We start from the raw sequence: 14812 nt of genomic DNA on the forward strand, positions 1-14812 counted from the left end.
AATCCACCACCACTCGCGGACCCTCCTGAGGCACCACCATCCCCAGAACTGCCCGAGTGGCTACCGTCGGTCGAACCACCTGGAGCGCCAGTGCTTGTCGAGCCGCCCGAGGTACCGCCCACCGAACCGCCGTTGTGAGAATTTCCCGACGTCGAACCGCTGGCACCCGAAGTCGTACCGCCGGACGCATCACCCGTGCTGCCATCCGAAGCGGTTCCGCCCGATGTCGCAGTCCCGGTGGATGTTTCGCCGGTAGTCGTACCCGGTACACCACCGCCGGTCGAGGCGCCGCCAGTCGCCGGATTAGTGGTACCCGGGGTCGTCGTGGTGCCAGCCGGAACGGTTGGGGTCGAATTGGCCGGGGCGGGAACGGAACCCGGAAGGCTGACGCTAGGGATGGGCGTACCGGCGGGAGGCTGGTACGGCACGGCGGGGATCGTCCGCGGGCTTCGGATGAATGGCAGCGGGTTCAGGAACTGAGCGGGGTCGGCGTAGGTGACGCCACCGGAATGTGCTGTCCCACCGCGTGGTTCGCTGTGACTGCCGCCGTGTGCCTCGGCCAGGGACGGGCCGATCGTTGGGCCGATCGGCATCGTATGGGCGACGGGAGCGATCCTGTAGTCCGGTCGACCGGAATAGCCGAAGCCCGCCGTTGTGGTCGCCCAACCAACCGCCGCGGAACCGGCCTCCGCGAGCGCTTCGACATCGGGCTCGAGCAGCAGGTTGTCTATCGGGAAGCTGCCCGGCAAGGCATCCACCAGGGACGGCATCTGCGAAATGTTCGGGCCGCCGAATACCGTGACGGCCGATACAGCCACCGCGGAAGCCACTGCGGCACTCGAGAATACGGCGACCTTCGGCGCTCGATGCCGACCACCGGTCGACAGCGGTGCGAAGCTGCGGGCCGCATACCCGGCCGCGCCGACCGCGACGGTCTGCCCCGGATCGCTCGACATCACCACCGGTCGGCCGAGTTCGGCAAGGATGCGCGCGACCTCGACCGGACGGGTGGCGCCACCGACCAGCAGGATGCAGCTGATATCGGACAGGCACCGTCCCGTCGATTCCACACATTCGTGGACCACATCGAGGGAATCCCGGATGTGCTGGGCACGCATACTGGTGATATCGACAATCGAGGTCATCTGCAGCATCGACCCGTTGTCACCGGGTTCGGCGACCCGGGCATACCGCGCGATCATCGAACCGAGCGGCCGACCGCCGAAATCGTAGGAGCGCACGGACTTTCCGACGATCGGGTGATCGTCCCAGTCCGGTCCGACCCGCACCATCGACACATCAAGGCAAGACCCGCCGAGGTCGTACACCAGCACGAAGCCGGACTCGAGCGGTCCGCGTTCCTGTTCGAGCCACTCCGCGGCCGCGACGGGTTCGGGGATGAGCAGCACATCCCCGGCACCGGCCAGATTCAATGCCTGCCGTAGCAGCGACAGCTGCTTATCGGAATAGCATGCGGGATAGGTGGCCACGGCTCCCGCGGTGGGCGGGAAGGATTCGAGCAGGCCGTTCACCACGGCGGCGACCAGGTTCGCGGGTGACCAGAGCCGACCGCCCACGACGATCGACTCGGGGTCGCGCGCCAGGTCGGCGAAATCCGTTACCGCCATGTCGAATTGGGGGATCCCCCCGATTCGGATGCCACCCGCACTGTCGAAGGTCACTGCCGTGCGGCGCGTCCGCACCGACGACAACGGTCGCTCGCCGGTCACCATGGCGGATACGGAGTTCACTGAACCAATGCTGAAACCCAGACCTGTAGTCATTCGCTATCCCGTCAACGCACCGAGACCACGTCCATCACATAGGAGATCCATGTGGCCGCGGTCGCTTCCCAAACAGCACCCACAGGTTAGCTGCTGCCGGATCGATTAGGATGTCGATTTGATATGAAACGTTTGGCTTCCGTTGTCCCTGTTTAAAACTCCCAGCTAGATCGCGTGAGAAAGATTCATCCAGACCCCTGGACGTTCGGCGTTTCGCGACCGAAGGCCCGATTTCACTGCGATAAGCCAGATTCCGCTACCGCACAGTAACTCGAATCGAGCCTCGGATCCGCCATACCGAACAGAACCACCCAGAACCGGCAACACACACCGACTGGTCGGTAACCAATACGTTGCCAGCACTACAGATTTCACAGGACGAGCGTCTCAACCGTAGGAATATGACGCGTCAAACGCAACGACTGATTTCCGCCAGCTGCACCACTTCCCGACCGCTTGACTGGATTCAGCGATGAGCAAGCGCTCGAACCGAACCGAGTTCTCGAGCCGCTTCATCGCTCATGAAATCTGAAGAACGAGAAGGGAATTCGAAGACGATGTCGACACGTTTCGCGGACAAGGTCATGCTCGTCACCGGGGCCAGCTCGGGCGTCGGCAAGGCGGTGGCCCTCCGGGCGGCGGCCGAGGGTGCGGCGGTGGTGCTCGGCGCACGTGGTAAAGACGCGGGCGAGCAGGTCGCGGCCGATATCCGCGCGGCGGGTGGCCGGGCGATCTTCGTGCCGACCGATGTCACCGTCGAGGACGAGGTCGCCCGGCTGACCCAGGCGGCCCTCACTGAATACGGTCGGCTGGACGCGGCATTCAACAATGCGGGCGCCGTCAATGCCTTCGGCCCGATCGAGCAGATCGACGAGGCGGGCTGGCGCGCCGATCTCGAACTCAATCTGACGAGCGTGTACTACGGTCTGCGCCACCAGGTTCCGGCGATTGTCGCCTCCGGCGGCGGCGCGATCCTCAACAATGCCTCGAACCTCGGCGTGGTCGGTATGGGCTCGGTGGCACCGTATGTGGCGGCCAAGCACGGCGTCGTCGGGCTGACCCGCGCGGTGGCGCTGGAGGCCGCTGAACAGGGTGTTCGTGTCAACGCGCTGGTCTCCGGCGCCGTCGATACGCCCGCTTTCCGCAACTCGATGGGTGCGACGCCCGAGGGTGAAGCGGCCATCGCCGCACTGCATCCGCTCGGCCGGATCAGCAAGCCGGAGGAGATCGCGTCGTTCTGCGCCTATCTGCTGAGCGACGAGGCCAGCTTCATTACCGGCGCGGCGCTCGCGATCGACGGTGGGTTCACCGCCAAATAGTCGCCAATCGGCACCTCGGCCCGGCATTCGCCCTCATCGCGTCGCCGTACGCCGAGGTGCCGACCGTCGTCACGGACCCTACCGCGCACACACCATGTCGGCGGAAGGCGAAAACCGTTACACAGCACGAATAAGACATGGGCGCGCTTGCGCCGCTGCTCAGGCGCGGGCGAGCAGGCGACGCACGATACCGGTTCGCACCGCGCTTCGGCGGACCAGGACCGAGGGCCGACGGCGGTGCACCAGGTGATCGAAATCCGCCGCCTTACCTGCCGGTTCACGTAACCGACCGGCGTTGAAATCATCGGCCAACTGCCGAACCGTCTCCTGCGCGCAGGATTTGTTGGTACCGATGAATCCGGTGGGACCACGCTTGATCCAGCCGGTGACATACATTCCGGGCAGCACCGCACCACCAGAATGTTCCAGCACGCGGCCGTTCAGATTGGGAATCACGGCGGCCTGCTCGTCGAATGGCAAGCCGGGCAGGGCAACACCGCGATAACCCACCGAGGTGAGCACCAACCCGGTATCCAACCGCTCGGTCTCCGCCGTCGCCACCGCACGAACGCGACCATCGGGATCGGTGACGAGTTCGTTGCGGCTCAGCTCGATGCCGGTTACCTCGTCGGTGCCCAGAATCGCGGTCGGCGCGGCCAGATACCGGAACACGATCCGCTTGCGCGCACCGAACGGCCGCTCGGCCACCTTGTGCAGCAGCCGCAGCTTCTGCTCGATTTGATACGGCAGTTCGTCGGTCACCGGGGGCAGTTCACCCTCGATGGCGATATCGACATCCGCGCCGAGCAGTCCGACGAATTCCGGTACCGTGAAGGCGGATTCGGCCGGACCTCGCCGACCGAGCACGACCACTTCCTCGATCTTGCTCTCCCGCAAGGCCTGCAGCGCATAGGGTGCGATATCGGTGCCCGCCAACGCTTCCGGATCGCTGGCAAGAATGCGCGCCACGTCGAGTGCCACATTGCCGTTACCGACGATGACGGCCCGGCGCTGCGACAGATCGAAGGTGCGCTCGGCATGATCTGGATGCCCGTTGTACCAGGCGACGAAGTCGGTGGCAGATACATTGCCCGCCAGGCCTTCTCCAGGAATGTCCAGCTTACGATCCGAGGACGCACCGACCGCGTAGATCACCGCGTGAAAGTACGCGAGCAGCTCCTGGTGCGAAATATGTTTGCCCACTTCGATATTCAGGTACGACTCGAAACCAGCCTGCGCCGAGATGATATCGAAGAGCTTGTTGACCTGCCGGGTCTTGGCGTGGTCCGGCGCGACGCCGTACCTGGCGAGTCCGTGGGGTACGGGAAGCCGGTCGAAGACCGTCACAGTGACGTCGGGCTGGGTCAGCAGTTCATCGGCCGCGTACATGGCCGAGGGCCCGGATCCGATGATCGCCACCCGTAGCGGCTGACGCTCGGTGTGGATCTCGGCAGCGGGCACCGGCTTCGCCAGCAGCGGCCGCGGCCGCGCCTGCCGATAGAAGTCGGCATTGATCTCGATGAACGGCTGCTGCTCGTCGGTCAGCTTCTTCGATGACGTGATGGCATCGACCGGGCACGCACTCGCACACGCACCGCAGTCCACGCACGCCTGCGGGTCGACATACAGCATCTCCGCCGTCAGAAAATCGGGTTCGTCGGGCGTGGGATGGATGCAGTTGACCGGGCAGGCGTAGACGCAGGACGCGTCGCTACAGCAGGACTGCGTGACGACGTACGGCACGTCAGCCGACCTTGGCCGTGCGCAACGGCTCGGAGCGGTAGCGGGTGGTGTGGCCGTCGATATTCAGCAGCTTCCAGACCGCCTTGCCGATGGGGTTCATCAGGCCGATGTCATTGGCCAGCGTGCGCACATCGCCGAAGAAGTCGCTGAACTCCTGCTTGGCCTGCTTCGAACCGTAGAACAGCTCTTTGCGCACCTCGTCCGGGATATCGAATTCCTTGAAGAACGACCGGGGCGGAGTGTAGATGGAGCGGCCGAGGATGAACATGACGATCGGCATGACGATCGAAAGCACCAATTTGCTGGCCGTATTCTTCTCGGGCACATGCTGCTTCAGGAACTCGTGCGCGAAGGAAATGTGGCGCGCTTCCTCGGCGACGTGAATCGCCATTACGCCGCGCATGATCGGGTGCACGTCCTCGCCCGAGCGCAGGATCGCCTTCTGAATGTGGTCGATCGGCTCCTCACCCGCGAGCACGGCCATGAAGAACAGATTCGGGAACAAGGCGGCCACCGGCGCACCGATGTACTTGAACTTGCGCACGAGTGGGCCCATACCGGGTACGTCGATGCCGATCCGGTTGACCATCTCCTGGAACATCAGGGTGTGGTTGTGCTCCTCGATCATTTCGTGGGAGCAGTAACGGAATTCGGGCGAACCGTTGGGCAGGCCGAAGCTGTGCGTCACCATCCCGCTGATGAGGATGGATTCGAACTGCAGACCGACCTTGGCGACATTGGCTTGGCGGTACTTGCCGATCGCGATCTTCCGATCCAGCGGCAGCGCCCGATACCAGGGGTGGCGACCGAGCGCATCGCCGGATACCGGGAGCACCCAGCGCTCTTCACCGGCATCGGCGGCGAAATCCGGGTTGTCCCAGTCGATGTCCTCGAAGGGGTCGAAGTGCTTGTTCACCGAACCTTCGGAGAGCAGCAGCAGCTTGGCGGCATACTCCTGCGCCTTCGCCAGATCGGGATCGACTGCGGGCGTCACGGCTGTAGACATCGTCGTCACTGCCTCTCCTCGTGGGACACATTTACTGTATCCCATAGTTACACCTACGAGGAGTCACGTCAACTTGGCACATGATCGGCATTCCCGGCGACGACCCGGTGCGCCGCCGGGTCCGCCTTTACCGCAGCCCGAGTTGCGACAAGCCCGCGACCACGGAGTCGGCGGGCAGCGCCAGCGCGAGCACCACTCCAGCGGCCGACATCCCTGCCGCGATCGCCACCCGGGTCAAGCGGCGCTTGGTGCGCCGTGAAAGTAAAAGGGCGCGCGTCCTCGCTCTGCGTGGTTTGCGCCGATGCTGATGTCCGGTGGTCTCCTCGTCCGCGGCGGCGGCGCGACGCGCCATGATGGCGGCGCCGTCGGCGATCGTGCGTTCCGGATCCGGGGCCGTGATCACCGGACGCGCCAGTTCACCGGCGAGCACCTGGGCTACCTCGACCGGCCGCGCCGCGCCGCCGACCACCAGCACGCAGTCCACATCGGCCATGGTCACATCCGCCATCCGCAGACAGCGATAGACCAGATTCAGCGACGATCGGATATGGATGGTCCGCAATTCGTCGGCGGTGGCGCCGGTGATCGCACCGGAGATGGAGGCAGGCACGGTCCCGTTCGCGGCCCGCGCGGCGACCAACGCGCCGAAGGCACGTCCGCCGAATTCCGTCGAGCGGATCGGCGAGCCGACGATCGGATTGTGCGGACAGCCCGCGCCGACTCGCACCAGGGTGATGTCGAGACTTGCTCCACCTAGGTCATAGACCAGGGCGAGACCCGGCATCAGCGGTCCGCGTTCGACCTCGAGCCAGGTGGCTGCCGCGACGGGTTCGGCGACCAGCGCGACATGGGTCAGGCCGATCGCGTCCAGCGCCGCACGCAAATCCCCCAACTGGCCTTCGGTGTAGCCCGCGGGATGCGTCAGCATGACGCCCGCACCGACCGCTCGATGATCACGACGCGCCTCGGTGATCAGACAATCCGCGACGACCGCGATCAGATCGGCCGCGCTCAGCGCACGGTGCCCGACCCTGGCCTGCTTGGTCTTGCGTTGACTCAGATCGGCGAATTCGGTGATGGCGCGCCCGTGCCGCGGAATCATGCCGACCCTGGCCATTCCGGTGCTGTCGAAAGTGAGGGTGGTGCGGCGGGTGACAGCGGGCGAGCGTTCGGCGGCGGAGCGGCGACCGGGTGGAGCCTTGGCCGAACCCTCCTCCGCCAGAGCGGAAACCGTGTTCACCGTGCCTATGCTCAAACCAAGACCAACCGCCATCGCAATCCTCTGATCGCCGAGCCGATTTGCTTCGAACCTTGTTCACGCAACCACTCCGCGACCGGCCTGCCAACCACCGGACACACGATTGTCCGCATGCCGCCGCCACTGACACAGGTTGCATAGCAATAGCACCGATCCCGGCTCACCTGGCACGGGAGGTGACGCGCCGATATCGTGGCCGGATCTTCTTACGGCGCGCCGGAATTCAACGATGCCCTGTCGCCGTTTGCCAGCAGGCAGCCAGCTCGCCGCTCCCGCGTCTTACATGTGGGAACAGCCCTGATCAGACCCCATCGAGGTTGCCGAATACGCCGCAACAAGCCGATCCGAGCCATATCGAAACCGACCAGTCCGCCGTCGGTCGGATGGGCCCGCTCCGGCAACGAGTTTCGATTTCCCGCACCGGAATTCGCGAGCGATTCCGGTGCGGGAAATCGAAACCATCACACCCGTTGGCAACTCATCAGCAACAGCCCAGCACCGCTTGGGCACTCGCTGCCCGCCGCACCGGTCCCTGCCGTGGTCCGAGCAATCGCGACACCATCTGCGCGGCCTGCTCCTGCCACCGCGCATACGCCATCGGAAAGCCCGAGCGCTGTGCGGCCTGCGCCGCCTGCCACAGCGGCATCGCCTGGTAATCAGGCGCGTGGACCAGCAGTGCGTCCAGGAATCGCTCGGTCGCGAAGCGCGGATCGGTGAGCTGCTCGGACGTACCCCAGCCCGCGGACGGCCGCTGCTGGAACACCCCGAGCGAGTCGTGATCAATCGCCTCGGTCACGTTGCGCAGCAGCGATTCCTGCATTGCGGTGGCCAGCGCGACCACCGCCGCATAGGCGGGCAGATCACGACGCAGAACCACTTCGACAATCGTTCGCGCGTTATCCCATTGCTCCGGATTCGGCGTGAAATGCCGTTGCTCGCCCTCGATTCCGTGCGGTATCAACTGCGCCGGAGTGAGACCGCCAGATGAGTTCGGGATCGGCTTCCCCACCGATTCCGGACCGATCGCGGCCACTTCGGGCGAGTCCGCGGGAATCTCGGTGATAACCGGGCCATCCGGTGCGCGTACTACCGGCGTTCCGGGTGGTGGTGCGGCGATCGCCGGACCGGATTGGACCAGCACCGCGACGCCAGCAGCGGCCAGCGCCAGAAATATCTGTCTTCGAATCGACATGGTGATCGTTCAACTTCCCGCCGCCCGCATACGGGCCGCGTTCGACGACCATTGCGAATGCTCACATCGGATTACGTTCCGATAATTCACCGGAACCCACTAGCGGGTGTTTCGCATTCAGCACAATATGACGTGGAAACCGGAGTTCGGTTTCGACACGCCAGGAATGGCCGCGGATTTCGCGCTTGCGGAATCCGCGGCCATAAAGCGGATTCGAATTCGCGCTTATCCCGCAGGCAGTTCCGGAATACGGGTGGCGCGGGCGTAGACGGTTTCCCCGTCGCTGAGCTGCAGCGCCTCGGCGTCACCGCGGGTCACCTGGGCGGCGAACAGATCGCCGGTGGCCGCATTGCGCAACTCGACGCGCACCTCGAATCCGAGGTGCACCACGCGTTCCACGGTGGCGCGGGTGACGCCCGCCGATTCCGCTGTGCCCTCGTCCTTGGCCAGCGCCATGCTCGCATCGCGGCCGACGCGAATATCGTGCGGACGCACCAGATGTCCGTTGAGCCGGGCCACCGCACCGAGGAAGGACATCACGAATTCGTTGGCGGGCCGGTCGTAGACGTCCTCCGGGCTGCCGACCTGTTCGATGCGGCCCTTGTTCATCACCGCGATCCGGTCGGCGACGTCGAGCGCCTCCTCCTGGTCGTGGGTGACCAGCACGGTGGTCACGTGGACCTCCTCGTGCAGCCGTCGCAGCCAGGTGCGCAGATCGGCGCGCACTTTGGCATCGAGCGCGCCGAACGGCTCGTCGAGCAGCAGCACCTGCGGATCGACCGCGAGCGCGCGAGCCAGTGCCATGCGCTGACGCTGACCGCCGGAGAGCTGAGCCGGGTAGCGGTGCTGGAAGCCGTCGAGGCCGACGATGCCGAGCAATTCGTCGACGCGCTTGGCGATTTCGCTCTTGGGACGCTTGCGGATCTTGAGTCCGAAGGCCACGTTATCGCGCACGGTCATGTGCTTGAACGCGGCGTAATGCTGGAACACGAAGCCGATATCGCGCTTCTGCGGCGGTATGTGGGTGACATCGTTGCCCGCGATGGCTACGACGCCGGAGTCCAGCGATTCCAGGCCCGCGATCGAGCGCAGCAGCGTCGACTTGCCCGAGCCCGAGGGGCCGAGCAGGGCGGTCAGCTCCCCCGACGGGATCTCGATGCTGACATCGTCCAGGGCGGCGAAGGAACCGTAGTTCTTCTTCGCATTGGTCACGGTGATCACTTGGTGCCCCGCTTACGTTCGAGGAGGGTCATCAACAGGAGGACTACGAGGGCAAGGCCCATCAGCAGGGTCGCGGCGGCGTATGCGCCGAAGGTGTTGTGGTCGTTGATGTATCGACCGTGTACGAGCAGGGTCAGCGTCTGCGATTTACCCGGTAGGGCGGAGGACACCATGATCACCGCGCCGAATTCGCCGAGCGCACGCGCGACGGTCAGCACGACACCGTAGGTCAGGCCCCAGCGGATCGCGGGCAGGGTGATCCGCCAGAACGTCTGCCAGCGGGACGCGCCGAGGGTGGCCGCGGCCTGCTCCTGATCGTCGCCGATCTCGTGCAGCACCGGCTCGACCTCGCGCACCACGAACGGCAGCGTGACGAAGATCGTCGCGATCACCATGCCGGGCAGATTGAAGATCACCTTGAAGCCGACGTCTTCGAGTCCGCCGAACCAGCCGTCGGCGCCCCACAGCAGGATCAGCGCGACGCCGACCACGACCGGCGAGACGGCGAAGGGCAGATCCACGATGCCCTGCACCAGCGTGCGGCCCGGGAACTTGCCGCGCACCAGGGCGATCGCGGTGACGATGCCGAAGATGACATTCACCGGGACCACAATCGCCACGATCAGGATCGACAGCTGGAACGCCGAGATCGCCGCGGGCGTCGAGATCGAATCGATGAACGCGCCGATCCCCTTCTCGAAGGTGCGCCACAGAATGATGATCAGCGGCAGCACCAGCAGGATGAACAGGTAGCCGAGCGCAACCACGCGCAGCGAAATACGAGTCGGCCAGGACAGATTCATCGCGCCTCCTCCTCCTTGCGCGCCGTGCGCTCGGCCCACAGCCGCAGCACCAGCAGCGTCGCGAACGAGATGACCAGCAGTGCGACCGACACCGCCGCCGCATTCACCGGCCGATCGATCTCGATCTGCTTCTGGATGTACTGCGAGGCCATTTCGGTCTTGCGCGGAATGGCGCCGCCGATCAGCACCACCGAACCGTATTCGCCGATGGCGCGGGCGAAAGCGAGCCCGCCGCCGCTGATGATGGCGGGCGCGAGGGTCGGCAAGACGATGCGGCGGAAGGTGGTCCAGTTGTCCGCGCCGAGGGACAGCGCGGCCTGCTCGACCTCCCGGTCGGCCTCGATGAGCACCGGCTGGACCGAGCGCACCACGAACGGCAGCGTGACGAAGGCCAGTGCCACCACAAGGCCGGGCTGGGTGGCATTGAGGTGGATATCGATCGGACTCTGCGGACCGTAGAGCGACAGCAGCACGATGCTCGCGACGATCGTCGGTAGCGCGAACGGTAGGTCGATGAGCGCATTGACGATGCTCTTGCCCGGGAACTGGTCGCGGACCAGCACCCAGGCGATCAGCGTGCCCATCACCACGTTGATGACCGCCACCACCACGGAGACGAGCACCGTGATGCGCAGCGAGTCGATGGCCGCGGGTGCGGTGATGGCATCCCAGAATCCGGACCAGCCGTCATCGAATGAGGTGACGGTCAGCGCGGCCAGCGGTAGCAGCACGATGATGCTGAGCCAGAGCACCGCGGTGGCGATGCCGAGCGGACCTACCGAACCGGTTACCCGCAGCCACGACCAGGCGCGACCGGCGGCCTTGGGGGTGGCGTCTTCGGAGCCGCCGGGAGCGGGCGCATGCCCGATCCCGGCGCTGCTGCTGTCAGTCACGATCGTCCAGTATCCTGCTTCGATTTGCGGTGTGCGCGGTGCCCTCCGTGGTTACACAAGCTGCCTCCTCCGGGCCCGACGCACACACTGCGGGGTGTTTCGGATCACCGACTTACTTGGTGGCCTTGTCGTAGATGACCGCGACGGAACCGGTGTTCGCGGTGAACAGGTCCTTGTCGACAGCCTTCCAGCCACCGAGATCGGCGATGGTCCACAGCTTCTGCGGAGTCGGGAAGTCCTTGGCGTAGTCGGCGGCCACCTTCGGGTCGACCGGGCGGAATCCCGCCGAGGCCCAAGCCTTTTGGCCCTCGGTGGTGAACAGGAAGTCGCGGAAGGCGTTCGCCGTGTCCAGATGCTTGCTGTTCTTCAGTACCGCGACCGGGTTTTCGATCTTGAAGGTGGTCGGCGGCACGATGTGCTCGATCGGGTCGCCGTTGCGCTCGGAGAAGATCGCCTCGTTTTCGTAGCTCAGCAGCACGTCACCGGTGCCCTGCAGGAAGGTCTCGGTGGCTTCGCGGCCCGACTTCGGCTGCACCTGCACATGCTCCTTGGAAATGAGCTGGCTCAGGTAATCCAGACCCGCCTGCGGGTTCTTGCCGCCGTCACTCTTGGCCGCGTACGGCGCGAGCAGATTCCACTTGGCCGAGCCCGAGCTGAACGGGTTCGGGGTGACGACCTGGATGCCCGGCTTGAGCAGATCGTCCCAGTCCTTGATGCCCTTCGGATTGCCCTTGCGCACCACGATCGCGACAACCGAGCCGAACGGAATTCCCTTGGTGGCGTCGGCATTCCAGCTCGGATCGACCAGACCGGCGTCGACCAGGCGGGTGATATCGGGTTCGACCGAGAAGTTGACGATATCGGCCTCGGCGCCGTCCTTGACCTTGCGGGATTGATCGCCCGAGGCGCCGTAGGAGCCGTTGATCTGGACGCCCTTGCCCTTATCGGTCTTGTTGAACTCCGGGACGACCTTGTCGAAACCGGGCTTCGGGACGGCGTAGGCGTAGAGGTTGAGGGTGCCGCCGCTGCCGTCGGGCCCACCTCCGCCCACGGTGTCGCTCGCTCCACCACCGCACGCGGTGAGCACGACGGCGGCGACGGCCGTTAGCGCGGCGATCACCGGGCGACGGTGCGATCGGGAGGATCCGAGGAGCAAGGACCTGGGTGACATGGGTGGAACCTTTCCTATGCGCTCCGCCGCGACATGGACTAGTTGTCGCGGCGGTAGAACTGCGGCGCGACTTGTCGACCGAAGGTCGGGGGTACGGACACTGCTGCGAAAAAGTTTGCGCGCCAGTCTAGAGAAAGATGGGTGCGCAGCAGCGCCCGGCGCCGATCAGCGACAGAGAATGTCCGCGACCGCGAGATTGCCGACAGCGATCAACGCCAATTCATGGCGGACCTGCGGGACGGCAATCGAAGACACGGGCAGACTGTATCAGAGGAAATGCCACCAGCTCGAATCAACAGAGTTCCAGGAAGAGGGGGGTTTCATCCCATGACTACCAGCCCGGACCGTGTGCGCACTGTATTCCCAGATATCAGCACTCGCGCGTGGGAGCATCCCGCCGATCGCACCGCGTTGGTGACGCTGCGCTCACTCACCGGGTTCGATACCGTTTTGCGAACCCTGTCCGGATTGCTGCAAGAACGCCAGCACCGGCTGCTGTACCTCGCGACCGCGGTCCGAGTGGACGAGCGGCAGTTCCGTTCGCTGCACCAGTTGCGTCAGGACTGCGTGGAAATCCTGGACGCGCGCATCACACCCGAGATGTTCGTATTGCAGAGCCCGCACGTGAATGCCTTCACGATCGGCATGGACCAGCCGTTCATCGTGCTGACGACCGGACTGATCGATCTGATGGACACCGAGGAACTGCGCTTCGTCGTCGGTCACGAACTCGGACACGCGCTGTCCGGACATGCGGTGTACCGCACCATGCTCATGCATCTACTGCGCATTTCGGCCAATCTGGGCTGGATGCCGGTCGGTGGCTGGGCACTGCGCGCGATCGTTGCCGCACTGATGGAGTGGAGCCGCAAGTCCGAGTTGTCCGGCGACCGGGCCGGACTGCTGTGCGGTCAGGATGTCGAGGCGTCGGTGCGGGTGCATATGAAAACCGCGGGCGGCACCTGGATCAAGGAGATGAACCACGGCGCGTTCCTGCAGCAGGCCGATGACTACGAGCGCTCCGGCGATCTGCGCGACGGTGTGCTTAAGCTGCTCAATCTGGAACTGCAGAGCCATCCGTTCTCGGTGCTGCGAGCCGCGGAACTGCGCCGCTGGATCCAATCCGGTGAATACAACCGGATGCTCGGGGGCGACTACCCACGCCGCGAACACGATAAGCACACCAAGATCAGCGACGAGATCAAGGAGGCCGCGCGCACATATCGACAGAACTTCGACCAGTCCGAGGATCCACTGATCCGCACGGTGCGCAATCTCGGGCATGATGTCGGATCCGCGGTGAGCACGGTGGGGCACGAGGTCGGCGAGACCGTCTCCAAGATCGGCAAGCGGTTCAATGACTGGCGCACCGGGGGCGATCGGGACGAATGAGCGCTACGTCGGTCGGGACGTGAGGTCGACCCCGCCTGTGAGCACGGTAGGTCACGCGGTCGGCGAGACCGCCTCCAAGATCGGCAAGCGCTGCAACGATTGGCGCGCCGGGGCGATCGGGCAATCCGGCGAATAGCAACCGCTGACGGAACGAAAGGTCCCGCACGCCGACTAGGCGTGAAAAATACCGAGCTGCACACCTTTTCGACCGTTGCAGGTGTCCCGAGCAGCTGTCGGGAGGCCGTGCGGCGGTCGTTAGGGCGTGCGAGCGGCCAACTACAGCCCCCGGCTCTCGGCAACCGCGTTGGTGTACACCTCAGTGGTCAATTCATCGAGTGAGACGCCCAATTCCGCTAGGACGGACCTCAAATCCCGCAGCGCGTCCGAGATACCATCCTCCTCCACCTGAGTCTCGAGCTCCAGGAAGGTCCCGTCGATCTCCGGAACGGTCACCACAGTCGCAACGATGTCTCGGCCAGCCCAATTGAATCGAAAGTTCTCGCACTGCTTGGTGAATGCTATGAACGGCCCGTACCCGAGCCGAGCCACGATGTCCGCCATGGCCTTCCGGTCACTCACGTGAGTCTCATACTCCGGCTTCGACCTCGTCGACTCCTCGACGGCCGCGTCTTTGAAAGTGAGCAAGTGCTGCTGCTCACCACCGACTGCAGTGATCGTGCGGAGGCGAAGCTCGCAATCGGCCTCGTTCAGCGCCCGGTCAGCAGTGTCGAAATACGCATCTTGATAACGGACTTCCTCTGCAGCTCCGAACGAGCGCAGCCGCTCTCGGACCGCTTCCGGGTCGGACAGTCGCGCTTTGTATTCAGCTTCGATCACGAACGATTCCTCCCGGGATCAGATGATGCGTCGCGCCGTAACCGCGGCTTGTTCGAGCGTGCGAGCAAAGGCGTGATGCAAGACGCCGCGTGCGTTCGGCTCGACGCGGTGTGTTGGACACGAGTGAGCCTCCTGCTGGACTGTGAAGGCAGAGACGAAGAAGGTGCTGCCCAGCTTGATAATCCGCCAGACT

General features: G+C 64.7%; 13 protein-coding genes. 2 read left to right on the plus strand and 11 right to left on the minus strand.

The features are described from left to right. On the minus strand, positions 1 to 1751 hold a 1751-nt coding region (locus NP3_RS45110; protein WP_169814693.1), incomplete at its 3' end, for an Hsp70 family protein. Between the two features lie 590 nt (positions 1752 to 2341). Between NP3_RS45110 and NP3_RS45115 the strand changes: the two genes are divergently transcribed. After that, positions 2342 to 3103, plus strand: a complete 762-nt coding sequence (locus NP3_RS45115) for an SDR family NAD(P)-dependent oxidoreductase (RefSeq protein WP_063047832.1) — start codon at positions 2342 to 2344, stop codon at positions 3101 to 3103. A gap of 159 nt (positions 3104 to 3262) precedes the next feature. Here NP3_RS45115 and NP3_RS45120 read toward each other — a convergent pair whose 3' ends face one another. The 9 genes from NP3_RS45120 to NP3_RS51755 form a co-directional block, all read right to left on the minus strand. Next, a complete protein-coding gene (locus NP3_RS45120) occupies positions 3263 to 4846 on the minus strand; it encodes an FAD-dependent oxidoreductase (protein ID WP_063047833.1) in 1584 nt (527 codons plus the stop codon). Position 4847: 1 nt separating this feature from the next. Further along, entirely contained in the window at positions 4848 to 5852 is a 1005-nt protein-coding gene (locus NP3_RS45125; RefSeq protein WP_063047834.1) for an AurF N-oxygenase family protein, read from the minus strand. Positions 5853 to 5979: 127 nt separating this feature from the next. Beyond that, positions 5980 to 7092, minus strand: a complete 1113-nt coding sequence (locus tag NP3_RS45130) for an Hsp70 family protein (RefSeq protein WP_245721388.1) — start codon at positions 7090 to 7092, stop codon at positions 5980 to 5982. A gap of 499 nt (positions 7093 to 7591) precedes the next feature. Then, positions 7592 to 8302: a hypothetical protein gene (locus NP3_RS45135; protein WP_063047836.1), complete on the minus strand. Its 711-nt coding sequence runs from the start codon at positions 8300 to 8302 to the stop codon at positions 7592 to 7594. A 225-nt stretch (positions 8303 to 8527) separates the two neighbouring features. Beyond that, the gene (locus NP3_RS45140; protein WP_063047837.1) at positions 8528 to 9523 is read right to left on the minus strand and encodes a sulfate/molybdate ABC transporter ATP-binding protein; all 996 of its coding nucleotides are present in this window, start codon (positions 9521 to 9523) and stop codon (positions 8528 to 8530) included. After that, positions 9520 to 10326 (minus strand): sulfate ABC transporter permease subunit CysW, encoded by an 807-nt coding sequence (cysW, locus tag NP3_RS45145; RefSeq protein WP_062991326.1) that lies wholly within the window; start codon positions 10324 to 10326, stop codon positions 9520 to 9522. Before cysW ends, NP3_RS45140 begins: the two co-directional genes overlap by 4 nt. Further along, complete coding sequence (cysT, locus tag NP3_RS45150; RefSeq protein ID WP_157124980.1) at positions 10323 to 11123, minus strand: sulfate ABC transporter permease subunit CysT; 801 nt, start codon at positions 11121 to 11123, stop codon at positions 10323 to 10325. The genes cysW and cysT overlap by 4 nt, the downstream gene beginning before the upstream one ends. A gap of 208 nt (positions 11124 to 11331) precedes the next feature. Continuing rightward, positions 11332 to 12390: a sulfate ABC transporter substrate-binding protein gene (locus NP3_RS45155; RefSeq protein ID WP_063047838.1), complete on the minus strand. Its 1059-nt coding sequence runs from the start codon at positions 12388 to 12390 to the stop codon at positions 11332 to 11334. A gap of 165 nt (positions 12391 to 12555) precedes the next feature. Continuing rightward, the gene (locus NP3_RS51755; RefSeq protein WP_373864843.1) at positions 12556 to 12645 is read right to left on the minus strand and encodes an Ms4533A family Cys-rich leader peptide; all 90 of its coding nucleotides are present in this window, start codon (positions 12643 to 12645) and stop codon (positions 12556 to 12558) included. A 72-nt stretch (positions 12646 to 12717) separates the two neighbouring features. On the opposite strand from NP3_RS51755, the gene NP3_RS45160 reads away from it, so the two are divergent. Continuing rightward, positions 12718 to 13782, plus strand: a complete 1065-nt coding sequence (locus NP3_RS45160) for a M48 family metallopeptidase (protein WP_063047839.1) — start codon at positions 12718 to 12720, stop codon at positions 13780 to 13782. A gap of 276 nt (positions 13783 to 14058) precedes the next feature. On the opposite strand, the gene cyaB is transcribed toward NP3_RS45160, so the two are convergent. Further along, entirely contained in the window at positions 14059 to 14619 is a 561-nt protein-coding gene (cyaB, locus tag NP3_RS45165; protein WP_063047840.1) for a class IV adenylate cyclase, read from the minus strand. Positions 14620 to 14812: the final 193 nt, after the last annotated feature.

This window comes from Nocardia pseudovaccinii NBRC 100343 (genome assembly GCF_001613225.1).
GTDB lineage: Bacteria > Actinomycetota > Actinomycetes > Mycobacteriales > Mycobacteriaceae > Nocardia > Nocardia pseudovaccinii.